At 67.0% G+C, this 26,489-nt stretch carries 25 protein-coding genes and 1 tRNA gene; 13 read left to right on the forward strand and 13 right to left on the reverse strand.

Features of this window, described 5'->3' with window-relative positions:
* Positions 1-200, reverse strand: a 200-nt coding sequence (locus AC16JP_RS08775; protein ID WP_484340235.1) for an AMP-binding protein, incomplete at its 3' end; no start/stop codon positions are given.
* A 76-nt stretch (positions 201-276) separates the two neighbouring features.
* Here AC16JP_RS08775 and AC16JP_RS08780 point away from each other — a divergent pair.
* Complete coding sequence (locus AC16JP_RS08780) at positions 277-1,041, forward strand: SDR family oxidoreductase (protein ID WP_484340236.1); 765 nt, start codon at positions 277-279, stop codon at positions 1,039-1,041.
* A gap of 34 nt (positions 1,042-1,075) precedes the next feature.
* Here the strand turns inward: AC16JP_RS08780 and AC16JP_RS08785 are convergent, their stop codons facing one another.
* Positions 1,076-1,513 (reverse strand): MarR family winged helix-turn-helix transcriptional regulator, encoded by a 438-nt coding sequence (locus AC16JP_RS08785; RefSeq protein ID WP_484340237.1) that lies wholly within the window; start codon positions 1,511-1,513, stop codon positions 1,076-1,078.
* A 142-nt stretch (positions 1,514-1,655) separates the two neighbouring features.
* On the opposite strand from AC16JP_RS08785, the gene AC16JP_RS08790 reads away from it, so the two are divergent.
* Positions 1,656-2,891, forward strand: coding sequence for an acyl-CoA dehydrogenase family protein (locus tag AC16JP_RS08790; protein ID WP_484340238.1), 1,236 nt, complete (start codon positions 1,656-1,658; stop codon positions 2,889-2,891).
* A gap of 33 nt (positions 2,892-2,924) precedes the next feature.
* On the opposite strand, the gene AC16JP_RS08795 is transcribed toward AC16JP_RS08790, so the two are convergent.
* On the reverse strand, positions 2,925-4,763 hold the full coding sequence (locus tag AC16JP_RS08795) for a DUF885 domain-containing protein (protein WP_484340239.1): 1,839 nt from the start codon (positions 4,761-4,763) through the stop codon (positions 2,925-2,927).
* A gap of 152 nt (positions 4,764-4,915) precedes the next feature.
* Here AC16JP_RS08795 and AC16JP_RS08800 point away from each other — a divergent pair, with 152 nt between their 5' ends.
* Positions 4,916-6,028, forward strand: coding sequence for an acyl-CoA dehydrogenase family protein (locus tag AC16JP_RS08800; protein WP_484340240.1), 1,113 nt, complete (start codon positions 4,916-4,918; stop codon positions 6,026-6,028).
* Between the two features lie 4 nt (positions 6,029-6,032).
* Positions 6,033-7,229: an acyl-CoA dehydrogenase family protein gene (locus AC16JP_RS08805; protein WP_484340241.1), complete on the forward strand. Its 1,197-nt coding sequence runs from the start codon at positions 6,033-6,035 to the stop codon at positions 7,227-7,229.
* 13 nt (positions 7,230-7,242) lie between these two features.
* Here the strand turns inward: AC16JP_RS08805 and AC16JP_RS08810 are convergent, their stop codons facing one another.
* Positions 7,243-8,034 carry a GntR family transcriptional regulator gene (locus AC16JP_RS08810; protein ID WP_484340242.1) on the reverse strand — a complete coding sequence of 264 codons (792 nt, stop codon included), beginning with the start codon at positions 8,032-8,034 and terminating at the stop codon, positions 7,243-7,245.
* Positions 8,035-8,333: 299 nt separating this feature from the next.
* On the opposite strand from AC16JP_RS08810, the gene AC16JP_RS08815 reads away from it, so the two are divergent.
* Together AC16JP_RS08815 and AC16JP_RS08820 are read left to right on the forward strand one after the other, a co-directional pair.
* A complete protein-coding gene (locus AC16JP_RS08815; RefSeq protein ID WP_484340243.1) occupies positions 8,334-9,737 on the forward strand; it encodes a flavin monoamine oxidase family protein in 1,404 nt (467 codons plus the stop codon).
* A 28-nt stretch (positions 9,738-9,765) separates the two neighbouring features.
* Complete coding sequence (locus AC16JP_RS08820; protein ID WP_484340244.1) at positions 9,766-10,194, forward strand: c-type cytochrome; 429 nt, start codon at positions 9,766-9,768, stop codon at positions 10,192-10,194.
* A 16-nt stretch (positions 10,195-10,210) separates the two neighbouring features.
* Here the strand turns inward: AC16JP_RS08820 and leuD are convergent, their stop codons facing one another.
* From leuD to AC16JP_RS08835, 3 genes are read right to left on the reverse strand one after another with little or no spacing between them, the layout of a single operon-like run.
* A complete protein-coding gene (gene leuD / locus AC16JP_RS08825; RefSeq protein WP_484340245.1) occupies positions 10,211-10,825 on the reverse strand; it encodes a 3-isopropylmalate dehydratase small subunit in 615 nt (204 codons plus the stop codon).
* The gene (locus AC16JP_RS08830; protein WP_484340246.1) at positions 10,825-12,207 is read right to left on the reverse strand and encodes a 3-isopropylmalate dehydratase large subunit; all 1,383 of its coding nucleotides are present in this window, start codon (positions 12,205-12,207) and stop codon (positions 10,825-10,827) included. The genes leuD and AC16JP_RS08830 overlap by 1 nt, the downstream gene beginning before the upstream one ends.
* Entirely contained in the window at positions 12,204-13,403 is a 1,200-nt protein-coding gene (locus AC16JP_RS08835) for a CaiB/BaiF CoA transferase family protein (protein ID WP_484340247.1), read from the reverse strand. The genes AC16JP_RS08830 and AC16JP_RS08835 overlap by 4 nt, the downstream gene beginning before the upstream one ends.
* 92 nt (positions 13,404-13,495) lie before the next feature.
* On the opposite strand from AC16JP_RS08835, the gene AC16JP_RS08840 reads away from it, so the two are divergent.
* From AC16JP_RS08840 to AC16JP_RS08855, 4 genes are read left to right on the forward strand one after another with little or no spacing between them, the layout of a single operon-like run.
* A complete protein-coding gene (locus AC16JP_RS08840) occupies positions 13,496-14,446 on the forward strand; it encodes a hydroxymethylglutaryl-CoA lyase (protein WP_484340248.1) in 951 nt (316 codons plus the stop codon).
* Positions 14,443-15,123, forward strand: coding sequence for an isochorismatase family protein (locus AC16JP_RS08845; protein ID WP_484340249.1), 681 nt, complete (start codon positions 14,443-14,445; stop codon positions 15,121-15,123). The genes AC16JP_RS08840 and AC16JP_RS08845 overlap by 4 nt, the downstream gene beginning before the upstream one ends.
* On the forward strand, positions 15,123-16,028 hold the full coding sequence (locus AC16JP_RS08850) for a polysaccharide deacetylase family protein (RefSeq protein WP_484340250.1): 906 nt from the start codon (positions 15,123-15,125) through the stop codon (positions 16,026-16,028). The genes AC16JP_RS08845 and AC16JP_RS08850 overlap by 1 nt, the downstream gene beginning before the upstream one ends.
* Entirely contained in the window at positions 16,018-16,938 is a 921-nt protein-coding gene (locus AC16JP_RS08855; protein ID WP_484340251.1) for a polysaccharide deacetylase family protein, read from the forward strand. Before AC16JP_RS08850 ends, AC16JP_RS08855 begins: the two co-directional genes overlap by 11 nt.
* 19 nt (positions 16,939-16,957) lie before the next feature.
* On the opposite strand, the gene AC16JP_RS08860 is transcribed toward AC16JP_RS08855, so the two are convergent.
* The 3 genes from AC16JP_RS08860 to budC are packed head-to-tail and all read right to left on the reverse strand — an operon-like array spanning position 16,958 to position 20,056.
* Entirely contained in the window at positions 16,958-18,127 is a 1,170-nt protein-coding gene (locus AC16JP_RS08860; RefSeq protein ID WP_484340252.1) for an iron-containing alcohol dehydrogenase, read from the reverse strand.
* Positions 18,124-19,203 carry a zinc-binding dehydrogenase gene (locus tag AC16JP_RS08865; RefSeq protein WP_484340253.1) on the reverse strand — a complete coding sequence of 360 codons (1,080 nt, stop codon included), beginning with the start codon at positions 19,201-19,203 and terminating at the stop codon, positions 18,124-18,126. Before AC16JP_RS08865 ends, AC16JP_RS08860 begins: the two co-directional genes overlap by 4 nt.
* Positions 19,204-19,219: 16 nt before the next feature.
* A complete protein-coding gene (budC, locus tag AC16JP_RS08870) occupies positions 19,220-20,056 on the reverse strand; it encodes a meso-2,3-butanediol dehydrogenase (RefSeq protein ID WP_484340254.1) in 837 nt (278 codons plus the stop codon).
* Between the two features lie 46 nt (positions 20,057-20,102).
* Here budC and AC16JP_RS08875 point away from each other — a divergent pair, with 46 nt between their 5' ends.
* Together AC16JP_RS08875 and AC16JP_RS08880 are read left to right on the forward strand one after the other, a co-directional pair.
* Entirely contained in the window at positions 20,103-21,857 is a 1,755-nt protein-coding gene (locus AC16JP_RS08875; protein ID WP_484340255.1) for a thiamine pyrophosphate-binding protein, read from the forward strand.
* A 75-nt stretch (positions 21,858-21,932) separates the two neighbouring features.
* Positions 21,933-23,384 (forward strand): coniferyl aldehyde dehydrogenase, encoded by a 1,452-nt coding sequence (locus AC16JP_RS08880; RefSeq protein ID WP_484340256.1) that lies wholly within the window; start codon positions 21,933-21,935, stop codon positions 23,382-23,384.
* 33 nt (positions 23,385-23,417) lie between these two features.
* Here the strand turns inward: AC16JP_RS08880 and AC16JP_RS08885 are convergent, their stop codons facing one another.
* From AC16JP_RS08885 to queF, 3 genes are all read right to left on the reverse strand, one after another.
* Positions 23,418-24,611 (reverse strand): deoxyguanosinetriphosphate triphosphohydrolase, encoded by a 1,194-nt coding sequence (locus tag AC16JP_RS08885; protein ID WP_484340257.1) that lies wholly within the window; start codon positions 24,609-24,611, stop codon positions 23,418-23,420.
* A 51-nt stretch (positions 24,612-24,662) separates the two neighbouring features.
* Positions 24,663-25,790 (reverse strand): CaiB/BaiF CoA transferase family protein, encoded by a 1,128-nt coding sequence (locus AC16JP_RS08890; RefSeq protein WP_484340258.1) that lies wholly within the window; start codon positions 25,788-25,790, stop codon positions 24,663-24,665.
* A gap of 96 nt (positions 25,791-25,886) precedes the next feature.
* Positions 25,887-26,339, reverse strand: coding sequence for a preQ(1) synthase (queF, locus tag AC16JP_RS08895; protein ID WP_484340259.1), 453 nt, complete (start codon positions 26,337-26,339; stop codon positions 25,887-25,889).
* Positions 26,340-26,412: 73 nt separating this feature from the next.
* Between queF and AC16JP_RS08900 the strand changes: the two genes are divergently transcribed.
* A tRNA-Thr gene (locus AC16JP_RS08900) sits at positions 26,413-26,488 on the forward strand.
* The last annotated feature ends 1 nt before the right edge of the window (position 26,489 follow it).

Below are 26,489 nucleotides of genomic sequence, written 5' to 3' on the forward strand. Positions count from 1 at the left end.
GCCTCGAAAAAGCCGATGCCGTTCGCCGACAGCACCGCCACCCGGTCGCCCGCGACGACGCCGCGCGCCGCCAGCATCGCCGCCAGCCGCGCCACGCGGTCGCGGGTTTCGGCCCAGCCATAGCGCAGGTCGCCCTCGATCGTCGCTGTCTGCCCCGGCGCCAGACGGGCCGCCCTCACCAGCGCGTTCGTTACCCGCATTGCGATTCCTCTTGTCAAATCCCTTGACACACTTATGCAGAAGCGACCGGCAGTCAACGAGAGGGGGGTTCACCGCATGGCGCAGTTTTCAGGCCGCAGGGCAGTCATCTGGGGCGGAACCAGCGGCATCAACCTTGGCATCGCCCGCATGCTGGCGGCGCGCGGCGCAAGCGTCTTCGTCGTCTCAAGGTCGGCGGAAAAAGTGGCCGCCGCCATCGAACTGATCCGCGCCGAAGGCGGCACCGCCGACGGCCACACCGCCGACGTCCGCGACTATTCGCAGGTCGAGGAAGCCGCCACGCGCGCGGCTTCCGGCGGCTCGCTCGATATCGTGATTTCGGGCGCGGCGGGCAATTTTCTGGCGCCCGCCGGGCAGATGTCGGCCAACGCATTCCGCACCGTCATCGATATCGATCTGATCGGCACCTTCAACACCGCCCGCGCCTGTTACGACCGCATGACCAAGGGCGGTTCGTCGTTCGTCGCCATCACCGCACCGCAGGCGGAAAAGCCGATGATGATGCAGGCGCACGCCTGCGCGGCGAAAGCCGGGATCAACATGCTGGTGAAATGCCTGGCGCTGGAATGGGGTTCGATGGGGATTCGGGTGAACGGGATTTCCCCCGGCCCGATCGAAGGAACCGAGGGCATGCGCAGGCTTGCCCCCACCGCCGAGATCGACAGCATGATGCGGTCCGGCCTGCCGCTCCGCCGCTTTGGCCGGGTCGAGGAAATCGCCGCCGCCGCCTGCTTCCTCAGCAGCGACGAGGCGGGCTACATCACCGGCACCATCCTCGATGTCGATGGCGGCACCATCCTGGGCGGCGGGGGCTTCGGCTGAGCACGGCTCAGCGGGAGCTTCGGCTGAGCGCAGCTCAGCGGGGGCCGATCTCGGGCACGGCGCCCCAGTCGCGGGCCAGCGCCTCGCGGACGGCGGCCAGCGGGCCACTGCCGATGCGGTCGGATACCGCGTCTTCCATGCGGCCAAGGATATCCAGCGCGTCCTCGCGCAACTGCCGCGACTTTTCGGAAAAGCCAACCACCGACGCGCGCCGGTCCTTCGGGTCGGGGGTGATCGTCACCAGCCCCTGATTGGCCATTTCCTGCAACATGTTGCTGACCGCCTGCCGCGACACGCCTAGATTGCGGGCGATGTCGGCCGGCCGCCGCACACCCAGCGCGATGTTCGCCAGCGTGAACGACTGGGTTCGCGGCACGCTCTGCCAGCCGCGCGCGTGCAGCGCGCGCTGCAACCCCTCGTCGAACCAGTAGAAGGCGCGCATCAGATCCATCATCAGGAAACCGTCGATCATCGGGCATGTTTTGCGCACATCGGCGGTTCGCGCAACTGACTTGACATTTTTAGTCAATCTGGTTGACAGTAATGCTGCGACTACTAAGTGATTCCACCCATCGCAACATCATAGGGGTCGCAACATCATAGGGGAGAGCATGATGACCGAACCATTGGCCGACCGCCGCATTCCAGCCGGCGACGACTTTCTGTCCAAGGCCGAACTGGCCTCGATCACGCCGGAAATCCTGATCGAGCGCGTCAGGGCGCTGAAGCCGCTGGTCGCCAGCCGCGCCCGTGCGGCCGAGGAAGCCCGCCGCCCCGACGATGAAGTGTGGAACGCGCTCAGGAAATCAGGGTATTTCTATATCTATGTGCCAAAACGGTTCGGCGGCCTGCAATTCGACACCGACACCTATATCAGCGCCACGCTGGAAATCGCAGAAGCCTGCCCCTCCACCGGGTGGACCGCCTGTTTCGCTGCCGAGCACAACTGGTTCGTCGCCCATCTGCCGGTGGAAACCCAGCAGGCGATCTGGGGTGAACATCCCTACATCATCGCGCCAAGCTGCGCTTCACCTCCGGGCACCGCCACGCGGGTCGATGGCGGCTTTCGGGTCAGCGGCCGCTGGAAATGGGGTACCGTCGTCATGCATGCCGACTGGGTGATGCTGCAGGCGCTGGAAATGGTGGAAGGCCAGCCGCCGATCGGCCGCATGATGGTGATGCCGGCCGACAAGGTGAAGGTGCTCGACACCTGGCACATGGCGGGCATGGCGGCGACCGGCAGCAACGACATCGTCGTCGAGGACCTGTTCGTGCCCGAAACCTGGCAGTTCGAAGTGAAGCCGGTAAGGTCGGGGCGCGGCAGCGGCCGGGCGGTTTATGGCCCTGGCTTCTACAGTTCGCCGATGCTGCCGAACCTCTGCATCACGGCGTCGATCCCGGCGCTTGCTGCCGCCCGCGAAGCGGTGCGCCTGTGTCGCCAGCGGCTCAGCACCCACATCAAGCTCGGGGCAGGGGGCGCCACCGTCGAGAAGCCGGCAGCGCAGATGCGCCTTGCCCGCGCCGACCTGCTCGCTCGTTCAGCCGAACGCACGATCCGCTGGGCGGCAAAGGAAAATCTGCTGATCGGCGAAATCGACGAACCGGCGCAAACGCCCGAGCGCATCCGGCTGCGTGCGGAAATCGCCATCGCCGTGCAGCAGTGCGCCGAAGCCGTGCGCACCTGCTGCGAGGCTGTCGGCTCGTCGGTGCATGCGCTCGACAATCCGATGCAGCGGCTGCTGCGCGACGTGCAGGTGATGCAAAGCCACATCGTCTACGACCTCGATGTGGCAACCGAACTGCACGGGCGCGCGCTCGTCGGCCTCGAACCGAACTCGCTGCTGAACTGAACCGGTACTGCGGGCGCCGGTAACCGTTCGGCCTCAGCCGGTCTTGCGGGCGGCGATCCAGTCGTCCACCCGGCGCTCCAGAATCGGCAGCGGCTGCGAGCCTGACGCGATCAGCAGGTCGTGGAAGCCCTTCAGGTCGAACTTGCCGCCCAGCGCGTCCTGCGCCTTTTCCCGCAGCTCGACGATCTTCAGCATCCCCACCTTGTATCCCGTCGCCTGCCCCGGCAGCGTGATGTAGCGACGCACTTCCGAGCGCGCCTTGTCCATCGTCTGACGTCCGGTCTCATGCAGGTAGGCAATCGCCTGATCCTCGGTCCAGCCCTTGGCGTGGATGCCGGTATCGACCACCAGCCGCGCCGCCCGGAACAGTTCGGCATCGAGGCGCATGAAGTCGGCGGCGACATCCGGGAACGCGCCCATCTCCTTGCACAGCGCTTCGGCATACAGCGCCCAGCCCTCGCCGAACGCCACATAGCCATAGGTCTTGCGGAACTTCGGCCCGCCGCTCTGGCGGACCTGGATGTCGCCCTGCATGACGTGTCCGGGCACCGCCTCGTGGCACATCAGCGTGTACATGGCGGCGGGATCCTCGGTCTTGCCGGCCAGATGCACATAGACCCGGCCCGGCCGGGTACCGTCGGGGCTGGGGGCGGCCGCATGCGCCGCACCACCGGCGACTTCGCTGAACGACGGCTCGCGCACCACCTCCATCGCATAGGCTGGCAGGCTGTCGAACCAGCCCGGCAGCAACGTCCGCGCATGGCCGACAAAGCTGTTCGCCTGCTTCAGATAATCGGCGCGCAGCGGATCGGTCCAGGGTGTGGCAGGAAACTGCTTGTCGCGGGCGACATAATAGGCGTTGCGGTCGGCAAAGCCCGCCTTGCGCGCCAGTTCATCCTGTTCGCGCTCGATCCGGGCAACTTCGGTCCGGCCGATCGCATGCACATCGTCGGGCGCCAGCGGCAGCGTGGTGTTCAGCTTCAGGGCCGCAGCATAATAGGCCAGGCCATCCGGCAGGCTTACCGCGCCGGTGCGGCCGGAAGGCGCGGTCGGCAGTTCGGATTCGGCCCAGCCGATCACCCGGCCATAGGCGGGCTTCAGCCCCAGAAGCGACTGCCGCACATCCGCCAGCAGCGCATCGGCTTCGGCCTCGCTCGCCTTGCCGCCCGCCACCAGCTTCGCCGCCTTGGCCTTCGCATCGGCCCACAGCGGCGAATCCGCGCCGTCGCCGAACGGCGCGCCGCTGATCACCGCCTTGCTGCCGGAAATCACCCGCTCGATCTGGAATTTCGGCGCATGGATGCCGGCTTCCCCGGATTTCCGGCTGAGACCGATCGCGGTATCCAGCACGGCGGGCATCGCCCGCAGCCGCGCCGCATAGGATTTCAGGTCGGCCATATCGTTCACCGCATGGGTGTTGACCATGAAGTCCGGCAGGCGGCTGTGGATCGAATACAGGAACGAATAAAAGGGCGGGCTGTAGCGGCGGAACTTGTTGGCAAGCTCGGCGCGGTCCAGTTCCAGTGCCCAGATGTCATAGTTCACCTTGCCGGCGGGTGACAGCTTCTCGCGGGTGAAGGCGGACTTCATGCTGGCAACGCTCGCGCGGCGCCAGTCCAGCAACCGCTGGGCGCCGGTATCGCTGATGTCGTCGAACCTGTCCGCACCTTCCTTCAGACCAAGCCGCGTCGCCAGTTGCGGGCGAAGCTTCAGTTCCTGCGCATATTCGCCATCCAGAAATGCGGTGAGGCGTGCATCCTCGGTTGCGGCGGCGGTGGCGGGCGCTGCGGGCGCCGCGGCCGGGGCCTGCGCCGTTGCGGCCTGCCATGGCATAAACAGCGCAACGGCGGCGATGGTGCCAGTTCTGAACATCGGATCCCTTCCCACATTTCCTGAAGAATAGCCGTGCCTAGGGCGGAAACCGGCGCGCGGCAACGACCGCGGATCGGCCTGTTATTTGACTAGGTAGGCGAACGGTGCGGCGCGTGGGAAGAATCCGCCCGGAAAACATTCCGGAGGGATTGATGCCTGCCAGCCTGTCTGCCGAGGAACTGGACGCGTTTCTCGATTCGCTGCAACGGCTGCTCGCAAGCCGCTGCAACGAAGCCGACGTCCGCCGCGTCATCGAACATCGAAGCGGCCACGACCCGGCGTTGTGGCGTGAACTTGCGGCGATGGGGCTTCCGGCGCAGCTGGTGGCGCCCGAACATGGCGGCCTTGGCGCCGGGCCGGTGCCGCTCGAACGCGCGATGGAGGAACTGGGTGCAGCACTCTGCCCGTCGCCGATGCTCTCTTGCGTGCTGGCGACCAGCCTGATCGACGGAATCGGCGACGCCGCACTCTCGGGCCGGCTGCTGCCGGGGATCGCCGACGGCTCGGCCGTGCCTGCGTCCGCGCTTACCGGCCCGGCAGGGAACTGGGCGCGCGAAGGTGTCGATGTCGCCGCAACCCGTTCCGGCGATGGCTGGCTGTTGAACGGCAAGGCCGCGTTCGTGCTGGATGCGGCAACCGCAAGCCTGCTGCTGGTCGCCGCCCGCACCGACGACGGCATCGCCCTGTTCGAAGTGGAATGTGATGCAGTGGGCGTTGCGCAGGCTCCACTGCCCAGCTTCGACCGCACCCTGTTCCTGTCCGACATCCGCTTTGCATCGGCGCCCGCGCGCCGCCTTTCCGCCGTGGGCGATGGCTGGCCCGCGATCGAGCGCGCGCTCGATGTGGCGCGCGTCGCGCTGGCAGGCGAACAAGCGGGCGGCGCGCGCCGGTTGTTCCAGATCACCGTCGATTATGCGCGCAACCGCCACCAGTTCGGCCGCGCAATCGGCAGCTTTCAGGCAATCAAGCACATGGCGGCCGACCTGCTGCTGGAAACCGAATCGGCGATATCGGCCGCGCGCCACGCCGCCGAAGCGCTGGCCGAAGGCGCGCCCGACGCCGCGCAATCGGTCAGCCTTGCCGCTTTCGCCTGCGCCGACGCCTATGTGAAAACCGCCGCCGACTCGATCCAGATGCACGGCGGCATCGCCTTCACCTGGGTGCATCCGGCGCATCTTTACCTTCGCCGCGCGCGGGCCGACGCGTTCCTGTTCGGGAAGCCATCCGCCCTTCGCGAGCGTTTTCTTGTGCAACTGGGGGGCTGACGCAATGGCATTCACCGATCAGGAACTGGAAGCCGAAGTCCGCCAGTGGCTGGCGGCGAACTGGGATCCGGCACAGAAGGTGCGCGCCGAAAGCTTCGGCCGCAGCCCCTATCAGCCGTTTCTGGAAAAAGTGCTGGCGGCGGGATGGGCGGTGCCCACCTGGCCCAGGGAACTATATGGCCGCGCGCTGCCGCCCGCACAGGCCCGCATCGTGGAACAGGCCTTTGCCGAAGTCGGGGCGCCCGGCGCCGGCCAGGACCGGCACAATCTGTGGGCGAACACCGCGCTTGCCCACGCAACGCCCGCCTTCCGCGCCGAAATCCTGCCCAAGCTGCTGACCGGCGCAGTCGGCATGTGCCTTTTATATTCCGAACCGGGCGCCGGGTCCGATCTGGCGGCCGTCCGCACCCGCGCCGACCGCGAGGGCGACCAGTATCGCATCAACGGCCAGAAAGTCTGGACATCGGGCGCCGCGATCGCCGACTATGGCATGCTGATCGCCCGCACCGACTGGGACGCGCCCAAGCACAAGGGCATCAGCTTTTTCTTCCTGCCGATGCGCCAGCCCGGCATCGAAGTGCGGCCCTTGCGCCAGATCACCGACGAATCACATTTCAACGAGGTGTTCATCACCGATGCGATGGTGCCGGCCGCCAACCTGCTCGGCCCGCTGAACGGCGGCTGGGGCGTGCTGCAAACCGCGCTTGCCTATGAACGATCGGTGATGGGCGATGCAGCACGCGGCCCGCGCAGCGGCAAGCCCGGCCCGAAGGGCGATACCGCGCTCGTCGAGCTGGCCCGCGAGGCAGGCGTCCTCGATGATCCGGTGATCCGGCAGGAAATCGCGCAGGTGACTGCGTGGAAAATCCTGAACCGGCTGAACAACGCGCGCGCCAAGGCGGAACTGAAGCGCGGCACCTCGTCGCCGATCATGTCGCTCGGCAAGCTGGCGATGTCGCGCATCCTGCACGCAGAGGCACGGCTGCGCACCGAAATGCTGGGCGCGGCAAGCCTGCTCGAAGGCCCGGATCACCCCCGCGCCGAAGACGCGAACTTCCTCAGCCTCAACGCCTATTTCACCTCGATCGGCGGCGGCACCGACCAGATCCAGCGCAACATCATCGGCGAGCGCGTTCTGGGCCTGCCGAAGGAACCCGAAGTCGACCGCGAGATCCCCTTCCGTGAAGTGAAAAGCGGCTGAACGGCGCCGCCGGTCAGCCGCTGGCAGCCGGCCCCGCCACGGCAAGTTCGGGGTGCGCGCCGCCAAGATCCAGCCGGATCTGGTAGCGGTCGGGCCGGTAGTGGGCCAGCACATGCTGCACCGGCCGCTTTGCAGCATCGGTGACGGTGCGCGACACGCGCAGCAGCGGCGAGCCGATATCGACACCCAGAATGGCCGCCATCGAACCGTCGGCCAGCGTTGCCGAAATGGTCTGGCTGGCGCCGCCGATATCGACGCCCGCCCGCGCGATCAGGCTCAGCATCGGCGTTTCCGAAAGCGACCGTTCGCTGATATGCGCGGCACAGGCGGCCGGCACCCAGCTTACCAGATGCCCCAACGGCCCGTCCGGCAGCGACCGCACCCGCGCCACCCTGAGCAGCGGCGCGCCGATATCCACCCGCAGGGCGTCGCTGATCGGCGGCCGTGCGGGCACCATGCCGAATTCCAGAATACGCACCTTTGTCGCGCGGCCGAAGCTGACCAGCGCCTCCATCGCCTGATCGATCGAACCCTCGATCGGGCCGGCGGGCGGCTGAAAGATCACATGGGTGCCGGTCCGCCGCTTGCGGGCGACGAAATGATTCTGCGCCAGCTCATCCAGTGCACGCCGGGCGGTGATGCGCGACACCTCGAACGCCGCCGCCAGTTCCTGTTCCGTCGGCATGCGCGAACCCAGCGCGCGTTCGCCGCTGGTGATTTCCTCGCGCAGTTGCAGGAAAATCTGGTGGTAAAGGGGAACAGCCTGCAACCGGTCAACCGCCGGCGGCGCACTCGCCTTGCTCAAAAACCCCTCCTCCGATGCGGCGTTCTTCGGCCACGGCTGGCCGCGCGCCCTGGTTGCTGGCAAGAAAGGCGACTGCGGGGCATTTGTCAAAGTGCGGCGTGTGGCCGCATACTGCCCGCGCCGCTGCCCGACGCACCAAAGGGAAAACCCGCTGATTGGCGCCAGCAGATATTTTCCCCCGAGGGGACTTTACCGGAATTTGTCCGGACATTATGTTGATTCGCATAACCGGGCCTGCCCGTTCCGGCACTGCGCGTTCCTGCATGTGCCGTGGGCTTGCTGAACGAAGGGAAAACGCAGTGAACGGCAAACTGGCGGGGATCGATCGTCGGCAACTGATTGGCGGGATTGGGGCGGCGGGCGCTGCGGCGCTGCTGCATGGCCCGGCGCTGGCGAACGAAAAGGCGGATGTGCTGATCATCGGCGCCGGGCTTGCAGGCCTGAACGCAGCGACGATGCTGGCCGCCGAAGGCGCCAGGGTGCTGGTGCTCGAAGCCGACACCCGCCCCGGCGGCCGAGTCCGCACGCTGGATGATGCCCCCGGCCGCCCGGAAGCCGGCGGTTCGGAAATCGGCCCGCTCTACGCTCGCGTCCGCCGCGCCGCCGGCGATCTCGGGCTGACGACGCACCCGCGCCTGCCGCTGCCGCCGGGAATGGCGATCCACATGGACGGCCGCCTGATCAACCAGGGCGCTTGGGCGACCGACAAGGCCAATCCGCTGACCGGCCCGCTGCGGGCCGTGCCGCCGATCGCCATCGAGGCGATGCTGCTGGCGAAAGCCCCGCCGCTTTCCGACCCGGCCGCATGGCTGACCGCCGAAGCCGCCGTCCGCGATGGGCCTTATGACGCCTTCCTGCGCCAGCTCGGCGCCGACGATGCGGCGCTTTCCTTCATCGAGCCGCCGACGGGCAACTCGCTCGCCGACGTATCGGCGCTGTGGAAGCTGCGCGGCAACCAGATTCGCGGCCAGTCGGGCCGCACCCAGCCCGATTCTCTCACCGGCGGCATGAGCAGGCTGCCCGAAGCGATGGCGGCCAAGCTCGGCGACCGGGTGCGCTATGGCGTCTTCATCGAAGGCATCACCCAAAGCCGGGGCGGCGTTGTCGCCGTCGACCAGCAGGGCAAGCGCTACACCGCCGGCCGGGTTCTGGTGACGGTGCCGCTGCCGGTTCTGAAAAAGATCAAACTCGACCCGCTGCCCCCTGCCGCGCAGCGCGCTGCATGGGATCGCGTTCCCTATGGCGAAGCCGCCTGCTTCTTCTTCCCGGTCACGCAACCCTATTGGGAACAGGACGGCCTCCCCCCCTCGATGTGGAGCGCGACGCTGCCGTTCCTCACCATCTACATCCGCAACGATCAGGGCGGCCACATATGGGCCTACGCGCAGGGCGAAAAGGCGAGGGCGCTGCAAGGCAACCCCGACGCCGAACTGAAGGAATCCGTGCGCCGGCAACTGGTGGCGGCGCGCCCGTCGCTCGAAGGCCGGATCACCACCGGCGGCGCCTGGTCGTGGACAGCAAGCCCCCGTTCGCTCGGCAATTTCGCCAGCCGCAAGCCCGGCGGCCTTGCCGAAATCCAGGAGCAACTGAAAGCCGCGCACGGCCGCATCCATTTTGCCGGCGAGCATTCGGCCGACCTGTCGCCGGGGATGGAAGGTGCGATGGAAAGCGGCGAGCGCGCCGCCATCGAATTGCTCGGTTGAACCCGATCACAATATGCAAGGAAACGCCATGCAGTCTCTTCGTATCGCCCTGATGGTAGCAATCGCCGTCGCACCTGCGGCGGCACAGGCCGCCTGCAAGGTGGAATCCGCCGGCAAGCTGCTATCGGTCGATCTCGAACGCGGCCGCAGGGCGTTCCTGAAATGCCGCGCCTGCCACACGGTCAAGGCCGACGAGGCCAATCTGGTCGGCCCCAACCTGTCGAACCTTCTGGGGCGCGGCGCGCTGGCGGCCCAGGGGTTCGACTATTCAGCAGCCTTCACGGCAGCCAAACCGAAGTGGACGGTCGCCACCCTCGACAAGTTCATCGAAAAGCCGGCGAAACAGATTCCCGGCACCAAGATGGTGTTCGCCGGTATCTCCAAACCGCAGGAACGGGCCGACCTGATGGCCTGGCTCGCGCGGGAAAGCGGCAGCCCGATGAAAGGCTGCAACTGACCGGAAACCAGGCCCGTTACGCCGCTTCCACCGCATAGGCCCACGGCCGCTGCTGCCGGTCGCGCGCATGGAAGGCGTCGATCTCGGGGCGGCGGCGCAGCGTAAGCTCGATCGCATCGAGGCCGAACAGCAGCATTTCGCGCGCCTCGTCCTCGATACGGAACGGGATGCACAGGCCATCGGCCAGGCTGACGATCCTGCGCTCCAGATCGACGGTGATCGGCCCGTCCACCTTCGCCAGCGCCCGCACCACTTCCGGCAGAAACTCGACGGGAACGATGCCGTTGCGCACGCAATTGCCACGAAAGATCGGATTGAACGACGGGGCGATGATGGCGCGGAAGCCGTATTCCGCCAGCGCCCACGCCGCATGTTCGCGGCTGGAACCACAACCGAAGTTCGCGCCCGACAGCAGAATGCCGGCGTCGCGATAGCGTGGATCGTTCAGCACGAAATCCGGGTTCGGTTCGCGCCCGCCGATGCTGGTATAGCGCGCCCCGGCGAACAGCCCGTCGGCAAGGCCGGTGCGGCCGACGCTGCGCATCTCGCGCGATGGGATGATCTGGTCCGTATCGATATTGTCGCGGATCAGCGGCGCCGCGATCGACGTCAGTCTGGTGAATGCCTGCATTACCCGTTTCTCCCTGCCAGTTCCCTCGGATCTGCAATCCTGCCGGCGATGGCGGACGCCGCCACCGTTTCCGGCGAAGCAAGGTGCGAGCGCGTGCCCGGTCCCTGCCTGCTTTCGAAATTTCTGTTGGTCGAGGTGACGACCCGCTGCCCCGGGCCGAAGCTTTCGCCGCCCGAATAAAAGCACATCGAACAGCCGGATTCCCGCCACTCGAACCCGGCTTCGGTAAACACCCGGTCCAGCCCTTCCGCTTCGGCCAGCCGCTTCACTTCGGTCGAGCCGGGAACGCAGATCGCCTTGACGCCCGCCGCCACATGCCGCCCCTGCAACAGCGCCGCCGCGCGGCGCAGATCGGTCAGGCGGCTGTTGGTGCAGGAACCGATGAACGCCGCATCGATCGCCAGACCCTGCAACGGCTGCCCGGCGGCCAGGCCCATATAGGCAAGCGGCCGGTCGGGGGCGGCTTCCGGCACATGGCCGTCGATCGGGATCGACTGTTCGGGGTTCGTCCCCCAGCCGACCATCGGCCGCACATCGGCCGCATCGGCGACCAGTTCGCGATCAAAGCGGGCGTCGGCGTCACTTTTCAGCGCCCGCCAATACCGAACGGCCTCGTCCCACAACGCGCCTGCGGGCGCAAAGGTGCGGCCGCGCAGCCAGTCGATCAGCTTGTCGTCGGGCGCGATCAGCGCGGTGAAGGCGGCAAATTCGGTCGCCATGTTGCAGAGCGTCATCCGCGCTTCGATTTCCAGCGCCTCGATCGCCTCGCCCGCATATTCGACGGCATGACCCTGCCCGCCTGCCGATCCGAACCGCTGCAACAGGTGCAGGGCCAGATCCTTCGCCGTCACGCCCGGCGCCAGCCTGCCGTTCACCGTCACGCGCATCGTCGGCGGCTTGCGCACCCTGAGCGTGCCCGTCGCCAGCGCATGTTCTGCCTCGGTCGAGCCGATGCCCCAGGCCAGCGCGCCGATCGAGCCCTGCGTGCAGGTGTGGCTGTCGGGGCAGACCAGCGTCAGGCCGGGCAGAACGATCGCATTCTCGGGCGAGATCACATGCACGATGCCCTGCAGCGGATTGCCCAGATCGAACAACCTGAGGTTCGCTGCAACCGATGCCTGCCGCGTCGCGCGGATGAAGTCGGTGCCGGTCGGCATCAGCGTCTTGTCGGTGCGGCCGGGAAAGGTGTCGACCACATGGTCCATGGTGACAAAGGTGCGCCGGGGCGCAAGCACCGGGCGCCCGGCCGCCTTCAGGCTTTCCAGCGCCACGCTGCCGGTGCGTTCGTGCAGCAATATGCGGTCGATCGCGATCAGCCCCATGCCGCCGCCCAGATCGGCGACGAGGTGGCTGTCCCAGATGCGGCCGAACAGCGTCGTCATGCCAGCGCCACCGCCCCGGTGGCCGCCAGCCCGGCAATCGCCTCGGCGTCATAGCCAAGCCCCGCCAGCAGTTCTTCGGTGTCGGCGCCGGGGCGCGGAATGTCGCGGCCGGGCGGCAGGCGCTTGCCGTCGATCTCGACGGGAAGCGCCGGCAGCCGCACCTTGCGGCCATCCTCCAGCGTCAGGTCCAGCAGGCCGCCCGCCTGCATGTGCGGGTCGGTCAGCAGTTCGGCGGGCCGCGCAATCGGGGCAAACGGCAGGCCGATCGCTTCCAGCTTCGCCACCAGTTCGCTGCGCGGCATGGTTTTCACCAGCGCCCTTACGGCGGGCAGAATCGCATCGCGCGCCAGCACCCGCTGGTTGTTCTTCTCGAAGTCGGGGTTCGCCGCCAGTTCGCGCAAGTCGAACGCTTCGCAGAAGGCGCGCCACTGCTGGTCGCTGACGACACCGATGAACAGTTGTTCGCCTTCGTTCGCGGTTTCGAACACGTCGTAGATCGCCCAGGCCGAAACGCGCTCGGGCATCGGCGCGGCTTCCTTGCCGGTCACTTCACCCTGCGCGATGTGCTGGCCGACAAGAAACGCCGTGGTTTCGAACAGCGAACATTTCACTTCGCCGCCGCGCCCGGTGCGATGGCGGCGTTCCAGCGCCGCCAGAATGCCGATCACGCCGAACATGCCGCCGGTGATGTCGATCACCGAAGCGCCCGCGCGCAGCGGCCGCCCGCTCGGCCCGGTCATATAGGCAAGGCCGCCCATCATCTGCGTCACTTCGTCAAGGGCAGCGCGATGTTCATATGGACCGGAAAGAAATCCCTTGGCCGAACAGTAAACCAGGCGCGGGTTCAGTTCGGCGCAGGCTTCCGGCGAAAGCCCCAGCCTCGCCAGCGTGCCGGGGCGGAAATTTTCGATCAGCACGTCGGCGCCCGCCACCAGCTTGCGCGCCACTTCGATTCCCGCTTCGCTTTTCAGGTCCAGCCGGATCGAGCGCTTCGAGCGGTTGAACATCGGAAAATAGCCGGCGCCCGCCCCCAGCAGCCTGCGGGTCTGGTCGCCTTCGATCGGCTCCACCTTCACCACTTCGGCGCCCAGATCGCCCAGAATCACCCCGGTCGACGGACCCATCACCATATGGGTGAATTCGACCACACGGATCCCCGCAAGCGGAAGCGCGTCGGCAGGCTGGCTGTCGGTCAATGTCGATCCTCTCACGCGATTTCCCTCGGGCTTGGCAGCCTCATGTAATTGACCTATACATATAACAATTGAAAAAGCCAGAGGGTGTTTCGATGTCGGCAGGAAAGGTGGATGTCCTCGTCAGCGAGGTCGGCCCGCGCGACGGTCTGCAAAGCATAAGTGCAATCATGCCGACCGAGGCCAAAAAGGCCTGGATCGACGCCGAGGCCGCAGCCGGCGTCACGGAAATCGAAGTCGGCAGCTTCGTCCCGGCCAAGCTGCTGCCGCAACTGGCCGACACCGCCGAAATCGTGGCGCATGCGCGGCGCATCCCCGGCCTGACGGTCGCCGTGCTGGTGCCGAACGCACGCGGCGCACAAGCCGCGATCGAGGCCGGCGCCCACAAGCTGACGCTGCCGCTTTCGGTCAGCGAAACGCACAGCCTTGCGAACCTGCGCCGCACCCACGAACAGGTGCTGGCCGAAGCCCGCGCCATCGCCGACATGGTGAAGGCGGTTCCGGCCGGGCAGCGCCCCCACTTCGAGGGGTCGCTGTCGACGGCGTTCGGCTGCACGCTCGAAGGCCAGATCGCCGACAGCCAGATCGCCCGTCTGGCCGAAGCGCTGATGCAGGCCGGATGCGACGAAGTCGGCCTCTCGGATACCACCGGCTATGCCGATCCATCCGCCGTCCGCCGCCTGATCCGGCTGGTGCGGGGCAGCGTCGGCGATGCGGCGCTGACCGGCATCCACCTGCACAACACGCGCGGGCTTGGGCTGGCGAACGCGCTGGCGGCGCTGGAATGCGGCCTCACCACGCTCGATTCGTCGCTCGGCGGGCTTGGCGGCTGCCCGTTCGCGCCGGGCGCATCGGGCAATATCGTCACCGAGGATCTGGTGTTCATGCTGGAAGCGATGGGGCTTTCCACCGGCATCGACCTCGACCGGCTGCTTGCCGTGCGCTCGATTCTGGCCGATGCGCTGCCCGGCGAGGAGCTGCACGGCTTCACCCCGCACGCGGGGCTGCCCCTCGGCTTCAGGCAACAAGGAAAGGTGCCCGCATGACCATCGTCGGCACGAAAATGATCTGTGAAAACCGCACCGCCCGCGAACTGTTCGAGGAAGTGATCGCCAACCCGGCGCGAAAAAAGTTCGGCTTCGGCGACAAGCTGGCGATCGTGAACGTCGATTTCCAGCAGGCCTATACCCGGCTCGACCTGTTCAAGACCTCGTATGAGACCGATCCCCGGCAGATCGAGCATGTGAACCACATCTCGCGCCTCGCCCGCGCGAAGGGCATGCCCGTGATCTGGAGCCGGGTCGGCTACAAGGACGATGCCGGAGACGCCGGTGTCTGGGGCACCCGCACCGACACGCCGGATTCCCTCCAGAACATCAAATACGGGTCGGAACGTCACGCCTATGATCCGCGCTGCGAGATCGCGGCCGACGACCTGCAATACACCAAGCGGATGCCCTCGGCCTTCTTCGAGACGCCGCTCAATTCCTATCTGCGCTGGCACAAGGTGGATACGGTGATCGTCACCGGCGGCTCCACGTCGGGCTGTGTGCGGGCAACGGCAGTCGATGCGCTGTCCTACGGGTTCCGCACCATCGTCCCGGTGGAAACCTGCGCCGACAAGCACGAAAGCTACCATTTCGCCAACCTCACCGATCTGGCGCTGAAATATGCCGACGTCGAACCGGTGCAGGCGGTGATCGACTGGCTGGAGGCCCGCTGATGCGCGAAGGCGAAGCCGACCCCGGCCTTTACGATTTCAACCCATGGCGCAACCGGCCCAGGCTGGAATGGCCGGGCGGCAAGCAGGTCGCCGTCTGGGTTTCGCCCAACATCGAGTTTTATGAACTCGACCCGCCCGCCAACCCGCACCGCAAAAGCTGGACCAGACCGCACCCCGATGTGGTCGGCTATGGCCACCGCGATTTCGGCAACCGGGTCGGCCACTGGCGCATGGCCGAAATGATGGAAAGGCACGGCTTCAAAGGTTCGGTGTCGCTGTCGGTCGCGATGTGCCAGCACTGCCCGTCGATCATCCGCGAGGTGAACGAACTGGGCTGGGAGTTTTTCAGCCACGGCATCTACAACACCCGCTATTCCTACGGCATGGACGAAGCGCAGGAACGCGCGATCATCGAGGATTCGATCCGCACCGTGCGCGACGCCACCGGCCAGACGATCCGGGGCTGGCTGGCGCCTGCCCTCACCCACACGCCGCGCACCCTCGATTTGATCGCGGAATATGGCCTGACCTACACCTGCGACCTCTATCACGACGACCAGCCGCAGCCGGTGAAAACCGCCAGCGGCCGCCTGATCTCGATGCCCTATTCGATCGAGGTGAACGATCACTACGGCTTCTTTGTCTATAACATGTCGCCGCGCCAATATGCCGACACGCTGATCCGCCAGTATGAACGGCTCGCGGCCGAAGGCGCGCAATCGGGCACGGTGATGTGTATTCCGCTGCACGCCTATCTGATCGGCCAGCCGCACCGCATCGGCCCGTTCGAGGAAGTGCTGCGCCACATCGCTGCCGACGGTCGCGCTTGGATCACCCGTTCGGGCGACATCGCCGCCCACATCCTGAACGCAACCCCCGCTGCCGGAGCAACCGATGTCGCTTGATCCGTCCTATCTCGTCTATCCGCACCGCCGCGCCGGCATGGACCACGACCTCTACCCCTGGTCGTCGATCTTCGACCGCGCGCCGGTTGCGTGGCCGGGCGGCGCCAAGGTCGCCGTCAGCATCGTCGTCAGCCTCGAATGGTTCCCGATCCTGCCCGCCGACAAGCCGTTCCGGGCGCCGGGCCACATGCAGACCCCGTACCCGGATTACCGCCATTACACGGCGCGCGAATATGGAACGCGGGTCGGCTTCTACCGCCTGCTCGACCTGTTCGCAGAACTCGGCATCCGCGCCGGCATCGCCACCAATGCGGCAATCGCCGACCGCTACCCGTCGCTCATCGCCGATATCGTCGCGGCCGGGCACGAAATCATCGCCCACTCGACCGACATGAACGGCACCATCGCCTCGGGCCTGCCCGAAGCCGACGAACGTGCCCTGATCGCAACCTCGCTCGACACGCTGGAACGGGTGTCCGGCAAGCGGCCGGAAGGCTGGCTGTCAATCGCGCGGTCGCAATCGTTCAACACGCCGCGCCTGCTGGTCGAATCGGGCGTGCGCTACATGTGCGACTGGGTGAACGACGAACTGCCCTGCCGCTTTCACACCAGCGCGGGCGACATCCTGAACTTCCCGCTGAACCATGAACTGTCTGATCGGCAAATCCTGACGGTGCAGCAGCAGCAGACCGACAGCTACGCCGAACAGATGACAGACGCCTGCGACTGGCTGGAAGCCGAAGCCGCACACCATGGCGGGCGGATGCTGCCACTGCACGTCACGCCCTACATCATCGGCCTGCCGTATCGGATCGGTGCATTCGCCGGCCTGTTGCGGCACCTGAAGGCGCGCCCGACGACATGGTTCGCAACGCCGGGCGACATCACCGCCCACTGGGCGGCAGGCTGATCCGGCAAAGTGGCGGGCGTCAGTCGGCGCCCGCCCACACCCTTTGATACAGCAGCGCCATTTCCTGTGCGTCGGGCACGCGCGGGTTGTTGGCCGGCGAACCGGAAGCCAGCGCCTGCCTGCACATCAGCGGCACAAGATCATGCCAGCGCACGGCATCGATGCCATAGGCGGCGGGGCCGGGCACCTCGAGGTCGCGGTTCAGCGCCTCCAGTTCCCCGACCAGCCGCGCAACCGCGATCTGGTCGCCCTCGCCGGCGCCGGGCAGCCCCATCGCTCGCGCGCAGTCGGCATAGCGGCCAACCGCCGATGGCGCCGACCATGCGGTAACGGCGGGCAGCAGCATCGCATTGGAAAGCCCGTGCGGCACATGGAAATGCGCGCCGATCGGCCGGCTCATGCCGTGCACCAGCGCCACTGAACTGTTGGAAAACGCGATCCCCGCCTGCAACGCCCCCAGCATCATCGCCTCGCGCGCGGGGCGGTCGGCGGGATCCTTCCACACCCGCCGCAGATTGGGCGCGATCAGCGCCATTGCCGAAAGTGCGAAGCCGTCGGCGAACGGGTTGGCGCGGCGCGACACATAGGCCTCGATGGCGTGGGTCAGGCTGTCGAGGCCGGTGTCGGCGGTCAGGCGCGGCGGTTTCCCCAGCGTCAGTTCATAGTCGACCAGCGCCGCGACCGGCAGAAACGCCAGCCCCGCGCACAGCATCTTCTCGTCGGTTTCACCGTCGGTAACGACGCACATGCGCGTTGCCTCGGACCCTGTGCCGGCCGTCGTCGGGATGGCGATCACCGGCAGCCCCGGCGCATCCTGCTGGTGCGGCACCTTGTAGTCGGCCATGCGGCCGCCGTGCACCGCCAGCACGGCAATCGCCTTGGCGCTGTCCAGCGGGCTGCCACCGCCAAAGCCGACGACACAATCATGGTCGCCCTGCTGCAACGCCTCCAGCCCGGCTTCGATCGAGGCAGAAGTCGGGTCCGGCACGGTGCCGGTGAACAGCCGCGCCTCGATCCCGGCGGCTTTCAGGCCATCCAGCAGCGGCTGCACCATCCCCGACGACGCAAGATACCCGTCGCTGACGATGAAGGGGCGGGAAAGGCCAAGAATACCCAGCACCTCGGCAAGCGCCGCACTGGCACCGACGCCGATCCGCAGGATGCGCGGCAGGGCGATGGCGGCGGTCATGCCCGCGCCGGATCGACCATCAGCTTCACCGGGCCGCCGGCCGCCGCCAGTTCGGCAAACGCCCCGGCAACGCCCGACCGGCCGACCACACCCGAAAGCATCGGCGCCACGTCCACCTGCCCTTGCGCAATCCGGTGCAGCGTCGCGGCGAATTCCTCGGGCGTATAGCCAAGCACGAAATCCAGCGCGATCTGCTTGTTGATGGCGATGGCCGGCGTCAGCCGATCGTCCTCCATGCAGACCCCCACCACCACGATGCGGGCGGAAGGCGGCGCTGCCTCGATCAGGTTCTGGATCATGCTGGGCACACCCACGCATTCGAACAGGATGGCGTCGCGCACATGGCGGCCGGTCATCCCGGCGATGCGCAGCGCCCCAAGCGTTGCCGGCACGTCGAAGGCTTCCCAATGTGCATGCGGCGACGAAGCCGCCGGATCGACGACGATATCCGCCCCCATCGCTTCGGCAACGGCGCGGCGCGACGCCGAATAATCGCTGGCGATCACCGGGCCCGCCCCGCGCGCCTTCAGCGCCGAGATCACCGCCAGCCCGACCGGCCCGCAGCCGATCACCAGACAGACGCTTTCCCTGCCGGGATTGGCGCGGGCAACCGCATGTTCGCCAACGGCCATCGGCTCGACCATGGCGGCGGTTTCGGCAGAAAGGCCGTTCGGCACTTCCAGCAGCATCGCCTCCTGCAACAGCATGCGTTCGGCAAAGCCACCGGCAAAGCGGTTCGAATAGCCCACCCATTCGATGCCTGCCGGGCCGATCACCAGCGGCACCGAAACCACGCGCGCGCCCGCCTTCAACGCGCCCGTCGTTCCCGGCCCGTGATCCAGGATTTCCGCGCAATATTCATGGCCGAACACTACGTCCTTGCCGGCGTCCAGCATGTCGGTCACGCCGGCGCGGCGGTTCATTTCCACCATGTGATCAAGGTGATGCAGCGCGTGCAGATCGGAACCGCAGATGCCGCAGACCAGCGTCTTCACCAGCACCTGTCCCTCGCCCGGCACGGGATCGGCGACATCGTCCTCGACCAGCCGGGTTCCCCGGCGCAGCACGGCTTTCATCGGCGTTGGTCCTTTCTCATGCTGTAGCCAGCAGCTTCATCAGGTTCGGCTGCCCGGTATGGGCGCCAAGCCCGCCATCGACCGCGATCGCCGCACCCGTCAGGTAGGATGCAGCGCCCGACACCAGAAACGCCACTACTTCGGCGATTTCGCGCGGCTGTGCCAGGCGGCCCATCGGCACCGCCTCGTGCCAGGCCGCCCGCACCGCCTCCACCGCCAGCACCGGGCCGAGGATCGGCGTATCGACGGGGCCGGGGCAGATCGCGTTGGCGCGGATGCCTTCGCGGGCGTGATCGATCGCGATCGCGCGCGTCAGGTTGATGACACCGGCCTTCGCCGCATTATAGGCGGCAAAGCCGAAATCGGCGGCAAGCCCCGAGGCCGACGCCGTATTGACGATGGCGCCGCCGCCCTGCGCCCGCATCAGCGGGATCACCGCGCGGCAGCCGTAATACACCGAATCGAGATCGGTCGCGATGACACGCCGCCATTCCTCGGGCGCAAGATCGGGAACTGCGGCAAAACTGCCGATCCCGGCGTTGTTGAACAGGATGTCGATCCGCCCGAACGCCGTTCTGGCGGTCGCAACCAGCCGATCGACTGCGGCCGCATCGGCAACGTCGGTCGGCACGAACCGCGTCTCTGCCCCCGAATCGGCAGCGATTTCGGCAGCAAGCGCCGCGCCCGCGCTTTGCGGCAGGTCGGCCAGCACCACGGCTGCGCCCCGTTCCGCCAGCAGCCGCGCGGTTGCAGCGCCGATCCCCGACGCAGCACCCGTGATCACCGCCACTTGCCCCGAATGCGCCCGATCCTGCGACAATGCCCAGCCTCCCGTCGAACGAACTTCTGTCATGCTGCAATCGGCATTGCAGCAGGCGAAGCATCAGGAGGCCATAATCATGCCCGACCGTGAAGCCGCGAAAAGCAGCAGCCTGCCGGTCAGCCTGACCGGCGGCGACCTTCTGGCCAGCGCGCTGAAGGCGGCAGGGGTCGAAGTCGCCTTTGCGCTGCACGGCGGCCATCTCGAAGCGCTGTTCAAGGCTTCAGTCGAACAGGGCATCCGCCTGCTGGACTGCCGCCACGAAGCGGCAGCCGGCCACGCCGCCGACGCCTATGCCCGCACGACCGGCCGGCTGGGCGTCGCAATCGTCACTGCCGGGCCGGGCTTCACCAACGCGCTGTCCGCCGTCGCCAACGCCCGGCTGGATGGTTCGCCGGTGCTCGTCATCATCGGCGCGCCGCCGTTGCGGGAACAGGAAACCAACCCGCTGCAGGGCGGCATCGACCAGATCGCCGCAGCGCGCGCACTGGCGAAATGGGCGGTCAGCGTCGCCTCCACCGAACGCATCGCCGACATGGCGGCGCTGGCGATCCGCAAGGCCATGAACGCCCCGTGCGGCCCGGTCATTCTGGAAGTGCCGATCGACGTGCTGCACATGGCCGTCGGCGAACGCCGGGCGTTTCCGCCCGCAGGCGTCGACGTCCGCCCGCATCCCGCCCCTTCCCCCGACGAGGCCGCGCAGTTGGCCACCCTTCTGCGCGCAGCAAAGCGCCCGGTGCTGATCGCCGGCTTCGAAGCGGCAAACACCCGCACCGCCGAAGCGTTGCGCGCATTCACTGCGCGCGTAGCGATTCCGGTGTTCACCAAGCCGCAGGCCGCCGGGCTGCTGCCGCCGGGGCATCCGTCGGCAGCCGGCAGCCCCGGCATGATCGCCGCCCTGCCGATGCTCGGCGCCGAACCGCCCGATCTCGTCATCCTGCTCGGGGCAAAGATGGGGCTGATGCTGGGCGGCCGCAGCGGTGCCATCATCGGCGCCCATGCGCGCGTCGCGCAGATCCATTCCGACGCCGCCGAGCTGGGCCGCATGCGCGACATCGATCTGGGGATCGTCGCCGACACATCGGAAGCCCTGCGTGCGCTCGACCGGGCGCTGGGCGCCAGCCCGCCCGATTTCATCGGCTGGCGCACGGCCGCCACCCGCCCCCTGCAGGCGATGGCGGCGATGTGGCCCGACGCCGAAACCGAACGCGGCATCCACCCCTGGCATGCGGCCCTCGCGGTTGCGCAGGCCGCCGGGCCGGACGCCTGTTACGCCCTCGACGGCGGCGAGGCATCGTCGTGGGGGGCGGATGCGGCAACCGTCACGGCGCCCGCGCGGCTGCTTGGCCATGGCTATCTGGGCTGCCTTGGCATCGGGCCGGGATTTGCGATCGGCCTGCAACTGGCGCACCCCGACAAGCGCGTCATCCACCTGACCGGAGACGGCGCCTTCGGCTTCCATCTGCAGGAGCTCGACACAATGGTCCGGCACCGGCTGCCGATCGTCAACGTCCTCCTCAACAACGAGGTCTGGGGCATGTCGATCCACGGCCAGCAGATGATGTTCGGCGCCAATTACAATGTCATCACCCGCCTCGGCGGCACCCGCTTCGCCGACATCGCCACCGCGTTCGGCTGCCACGGCGAACGGGTTACGCAACACAGCGAAATCGCCCCCGCGATGCGCCGCGCGCTTGCCGCCGGGCGCCCGGCCCTCATCGAGATCATGACCGACGCCGAAATCGTGCACCCTGTCACCGTCTCGATGCTGGGCCAGGTCGCCGAAGGCAGCGCCGACGTCATGATCCCCTACTACGAGAATATCGAGACCTGACGCCCATTGGCATTGCTGGCAGGATTGCAGAGGGCGATGCGCGCGCTATTGTCCGCGCCTGAGGGAGAACAGAAAATGTCGATCGCATCCGAGGCCTTTGCCCGCGACGCCGCTGCCATGCAGGCGCTGCTCGACCGGCAGCGCGCCGATTTTACCGCCCATCTGCCGGTGGGCGCGGCCATCCGCAAGGATCGACTGCGCCGCGCAATCGCGCTGATCCTCGAATACAAGGACGGGTTCGTGAAGGCCCTGTCCGACGATTTCGGCCATCGCTCGGCGGAAATGTCGATGGTGACCGACATCATGTCGTCGCTGAAGCCGCTGAAGCACAATCTGAAGCATGTCGACGACTGGATGCGCCCCGAAAAGCGCCGCCTCGACTTTCCGCTCGGCCTGCTCGGCGCGAAAGCAACCGTCGAATGGCAGCCCAAGGGCGTGGTCGGCATCATCGCCCCGTGGAACTTCCCGGTGAACCTGACGTTCGGGCCGCTCGCCAATGTGCTGGCCGCCGGCAACCGGGCGATGATCAAGCCATCGGAATTCACCCCGGCCACATCGGAACTGATGGCCAGGGCCGTCGCCCAGCACTTCGACGAGCTGGAAGTCGCAGTCATCACCGGCGGCGCGGAAACCGGGCAGGCCTTTTCGGCGCTCGCTTTCGATCACCTGATCTTCACCGGCGCCACGTCGATCGCCCGGCACGTTATGTCGGCGGCGGCCCGCAACCTTGTGCCGCTGACGCTCGAACTCGGCGGCAAGTCGCCGACCATCCTGTCGCGCTCGGCCGATATCGCGTCCGCCACCGAGCGGGTGGCGATGGGCAAGCTGATGAACGCCGGCCAGATCTGCCTTGCCCCCGATTACATGCTGGTGCCCAGGGAAAAGGAAGCCGAAGTTGTCGAAGGGCTGAAGGCGGCAACCGCCCGCATGTACCCGACGCTGCTCGCCAACGACGACTATACCTCGGTCATTTCCAGTCGCCACCGCGACAGGCTGCAAGCCCATATCGAGGATGCGCGCGCCAAGGGCGCCGAAATCATCGAGGTGAACCCCGCGAACGAGGATTTCTCGAAGCAGAACACCTTCAAGATGCCGCTAACCCTCATCCGCAACCCGACCGACGAAATGACCGTCATGCAGGAGGAAATATTCGGGCCGGTGCTGCCGATCAAAAGCTATTCCGCAGTCGATGAAGCGATCGAATATGTGAACCGGCGTGACCGGCCGCTCGGCCTCTACTGGTTCGGCACCGACAGCGCCGAGGAACGCCGCGTGCTCGACCGCACCATCTCGGGCGGCGTAACGGTGAACGATGTCATCTTTCACGTCTCGGCCGAAGATCTGCCGTTCGGCGGTATCGGCCCGGCGGGGATGGGCAGTTACCACGGCCACGACGGCTTCCGCACCTTCAGCCACGCCAAGTCGATCTATCGCCAGCCGAAGCTCGATCTGGCCGGTCTCGCCGGGTTCAAGCCGCCCTATGGTGAAAAAACCCGCAAGGCTCTGGCCCGCGAACTGAAGCCCTGACAGGGCCGGGGCCGGATTCCACCCGGCACAAGGTCAGAACAGGCTCTCGTCCGGCATCGGGTTCCGGCCGGTCAGCCGCAGATGCTCGCGGATGGCGAAGCGGTCGGTCATGCCGGCCACATAGTCGCCAACGGTGCGCGCAGCCCACGGCTCGGCGCCGCCCAGACGTTGCAACCGTGCACTCCAGGGCGCGGGCAGCCCGGCCGGATCGGCGTGCAGGGCGGCGAACAGTTCCTCCACCACCTGCTCGGCCGGTTCGCGGATGCGCTGCACCGTCGGGTGGGTGTACATTTCGCGCATCAGATAGCGCCGAAGCGGCTGCAACTGCGCCAGCAGGTCGGCGGGAAACCGCGCGATCGCCCCACCGCACGCGCGCACATCCAGCACCGAACCGGGGCGCACTTCGGCCAGCCGTTCGCGCGTTGCACCCAGAAGCCCGTCGACCATCACCCCGATCAGATCGCGGATAAGCTGCGGCACCAGCCGGGATTTGCGCGTCTCGCGCGGCCAGCGGCGCTGCACCGCTTCCCACAGTTCCGCCACCAGTGGCACCTCGGCACACAGATCGTCGAGGCACAGCAAACCGGAACGCAGGCCATCGTCCAGATCATGCGCGTTATAGGCGATGTCGTCGGCAAGCGAGGCAACCTGTGCCTCGAGCCCCGGCCAGGTTTCCAGCTCCAGCGGCCACAGCGCCTCCTGCCCGGCCAGCGCCCAGCCCGGTTCGGCAACCGGGCCGTTGTGCTTGGCGATCCCTTCCAGCACCTCCCACGACAGGTTCAGCCCGTCCCACGCGGGCGTGCGGCTTTCCAGCAGCGTCAGGATGCGCACGGCATGGCCATTGTGGTCGAAGCCGCCGAACGGCTGCATCGCCCGCTGCAAGGCGTCCTCGCCGGAATGGCCGAACGGCGGGTGGCCCAGATCATGCGCCAGCGCCACCACTTCGGCCAGATCCTCGTCCAGCGCCAGAACGCGGGCAATGCTGCGGGCGATCTGCGCCACTTCCAGGCTGTGCGTCAGCCGCACACGGAAATGGTCCTGCTCGGGCGCCACGAACACCTGTGTTTTGGAACGCAGGCGCCGGAACGCCGTGCTGTGGATCAGCCGGTCACGGTCGCGCGCAAAGGCCGTGCGCAGGGGGCTTTCCCCCTCGGCATGCAGGCGGCCACGGCTTTTCGCCGGATCCGAGGCATAGGGCGCAATGGTCATGGCGGACGCAAGGGTCATGGTCCTATTCGCAGCGCCCGGCCGCTCCCTGTCAAGTTCAGCCTGTCAAACTCAGCCCACGGTTCCCGCCTGACGCAGCGCCGCCACCCGCGCTGCATCATAGCCAAGCGACGCCAGCACCCCGTCGGTATCGGCGCCAGCCCTGGGCGCCGGCTGCGGTATAGCGGCGGGCGTTTCGGAATAGCGCGGCGCCGGCATCGGCTGCGTCATGCCGCCGATCTCGGCGAAACTGCCGCGCGCCACATTGTGCGGATGATTGGGCGCTTCCCGCATCGACAGCACCGGCGCAAAGCAGACGTCGGTCATCTCCATCAGCCCGCACCAGTGATCGCGCGACTGGGTCAGGAACAGCGCTGTCAGCTTGGCCTTCAGGTCTGGCCATTTCGCTGCATCCATCTGCGCGTCGAACGCGGGGTCGGCGTCCAGCCCGGTCAGGCGGCGCAGTTCGGCATAGAATTGCGGTTCGATCGACCCGATCGAGATGTAGCCACCATCGGCGCAGGCATAGGTGTCGTAGAAATGCGCTGCGGTATCCAGAAGGTTCACCCCGCGCTCGTCCTTCCAGGCGCCCATGCCCAGAAAGCCCCAGATCATCCCCATCAGCACGGCCGCGCCCTCGGTCATGGCGCAGTCGATCACCTGCCCCTTGCCGGTGGTGCGTGCCGACAGGATCGCCGACACCATGCCAAAGGCCAGCATCATGCCGCCACCGCCGAAATCGCCCACCATGTTGATCGGCGGTGTCGGCTTGTCGCCGGCGCGGCCATAGGCATGCAGCGCGCCGGCAAGGGCGATGTAGTTGATGTCGTGCCCGGCGGCGGGCGCATACGGCCCGGTCTGGCCCCAGCCGGTCATGCGGCCATAGACCAGCCGCGGATTGTCGGCCAGCAGCACATCCGGCCCAAGGCCAAGACGTTCCATCACGCCGGGCCGCAGCCCTTCGAAAAAGCCGTCGGCGCTTTTCACCAGTTCGCGAACGATCGCAATCCCTTCGGCCGACTTCAGATCGACGATGATCGACTTGCGATTGCGCCCCAGCACCGGTTCCGGCGGCTGCCTGCCCGGCCGGTCCACCCGGATCACTTCGGCGCCATGGTCCGCCAGCATCATTCCGGCAAACGGCCCCGGCCCGATTCCGGCCATTTCAACGATGCGGACACCCGCCAGCGGCCCTGCCATATCCGTTCTCCTCCCGTCGCCCGCCGTGGGCGAATCACAACAGGTTGGTAGCGGCTGGGGCGGTGCATTTGCGCCTGTGAAAAAGGCTGGCGCCGGTCAGCCCCGGCCGCGATAGGGCGGCACCCCCTGATCGGGCAGCCACAGGCCTTCGGGCGCCGCGCCTGACTGCCAGAACACATCGATCGGCATGCCCCCGCGCGGATACCAGTAGCCGCCGATCCGCAGCCAGTGCGGCTCCATCTCGTCGAACAGCCGCTTGCCGATGCCGACGGTACAGGCCTCGTGAAAGGCGGCGTGATTGCGGAAACTGCCCAGAAACAGCTTCAGCGCCTTCGATTCGACGATCCGCAGGTTCGGCGCATAGTCGATCACCAGATGGGCGAAATCAGGCTGCCCGGTGACTGGGCACAACGACGTGAACTCGGGCGCGACGAAGCGCACGACATACAGTGTGCCGGGGTGCGGGTTGGGCGGATAGTCCAGCTTCGCCGCTTCGGGGGAAGCTGGAAGCACGCTCGGCTGCCCGAGGTGGGTGGGGGAAAAAGCCATGCCCGACAGATGGCGCGAACGAGACTTGAAGGAAACCCCCCATGCTGCTAAACGCCCGCTTCCCGCCGGGATCGCCGCTTTAGCTCAGCCGGTAGAGCACATCATTCGTAATGATGGGGTCAGGTGTTCGAGTCACCTAAGCGGCACCAG

This window comes from Sandaracinobacteroides sp. (genome assembly GCF_057137845.1).

Bases quoted from the DNA above. Each gene is read 5' to 3' on its own strand.
- AC16JP_RS08780 (WP_484340236.1), top strand. From the start codon at position 277: ATGGCGCAGTTTTCAGGCCGCAGGGCAGTCATCTGGGGCGGAACCAGC.
- AC16JP_RS08845 (WP_484340249.1), top strand. From the start codon at position 14,443: ATGACCATCGTCGGCACGAAAATGATCTGTGAAAACCGCACCGCCCGC.
- queF (WP_484340259.1), bottom strand. From the start codon at position 26,339: ATGGCTTTTTCCCCCACCCACCTCGGGCAGCCGAGCGTGCTTCCAGCT.
- AC16JP_RS08850 (WP_484340250.1), top strand. From the start codon at position 15,123: ATGCGCGAAGGCGAAGCCGACCCCGGCCTTTACGATTTCAACCCATGG.
- AC16JP_RS08805 (WP_484340241.1), top strand. From the start codon at position 6,033: ATGGCATTCACCGATCAGGAACTGGAAGCCGAAGTCCGCCAGTGGCTG.
- AC16JP_RS08860 (WP_484340252.1), bottom strand. From the start codon at position 18,127: ATGACCGCCGCCATCGCCCTGCCGCGCATCCTGCGGATCGGCGTCGGT.
- AC16JP_RS08795 (WP_484340239.1), bottom strand. From the start codon at position 4,763: ATGTTCAGAACTGGCACCATCGCCGCCGTTGCGCTGTTTATGCCATGG.
- AC16JP_RS08865 (WP_484340253.1), bottom strand. From the start codon at position 19,203: ATGAAAGCCGTGCTGCGCCGGGGAACCCGGCTGGTCGAGGACGATGTC.
- AC16JP_RS08820 (WP_484340244.1), top strand. From the start codon at position 9,766: ATGCAGTCTCTTCGTATCGCCCTGATGGTAGCAATCGCCGTCGCACCT.
- AC16JP_RS08885 (WP_484340257.1), bottom strand. From the start codon at position 24,611: ATGACCCTTGCGTCCGCCATGACCATTGCGCCCTATGCCTCGGATCCG.
- AC16JP_RS08880 (WP_484340256.1), top strand. From the start codon at position 21,933: ATGTCGATCGCATCCGAGGCCTTTGCCCGCGACGCCGCTGCCATGCAG.
- AC16JP_RS08890 (WP_484340258.1), bottom strand. From the start codon at position 25,790: ATGGCAGGGCCGCTGGCGGGTGTCCGCATCGTTGAAATGGCCGGAATC.
- AC16JP_RS08875 (WP_484340255.1), top strand. From the start codon at position 20,103: ATGCCCGACCGTGAAGCCGCGAAAAGCAGCAGCCTGCCGGTCAGCCTG.
- AC16JP_RS08800 (WP_484340240.1), top strand. From the start codon at position 4,916: ATGCCTGCCAGCCTGTCTGCCGAGGAACTGGACGCGTTTCTCGATTCG.
- AC16JP_RS08790 (WP_484340238.1), top strand. From the start codon at position 1,656: ATGACCGAACCATTGGCCGACCGCCGCATTCCAGCCGGCGACGACTTT.
- AC16JP_RS08785 (WP_484340237.1), bottom strand. From the start codon at position 1,513: ATGATCGACGGTTTCCTGATGATGGATCTGATGCGCGCCTTCTACTGG.
- AC16JP_RS08840 (WP_484340248.1), top strand. From the start codon at position 13,496: ATGTCGGCAGGAAAGGTGGATGTCCTCGTCAGCGAGGTCGGCCCGCGC.
- leuD (WP_484340245.1), bottom strand. From the start codon at position 10,825: ATGCAGGCATTCACCAGACTGACGTCGATCGCGGCGCCGCTGATCCGC.
- AC16JP_RS08830 (WP_484340246.1), bottom strand. From the start codon at position 12,207: ATGACGACGCTGTTCGGCCGCATCTGGGACAGCCACCTCGTCGCCGAT.
- budC (WP_484340254.1), bottom strand. From the start codon at position 20,056: ATGACAGAAGTTCGTTCGACGGGAGGCTGGGCATTGTCGCAGGATCGG.
- AC16JP_RS08855 (WP_484340251.1), top strand. From the start codon at position 16,018: ATGTCGCTTGATCCGTCCTATCTCGTCTATCCGCACCGCCGCGCCGGC.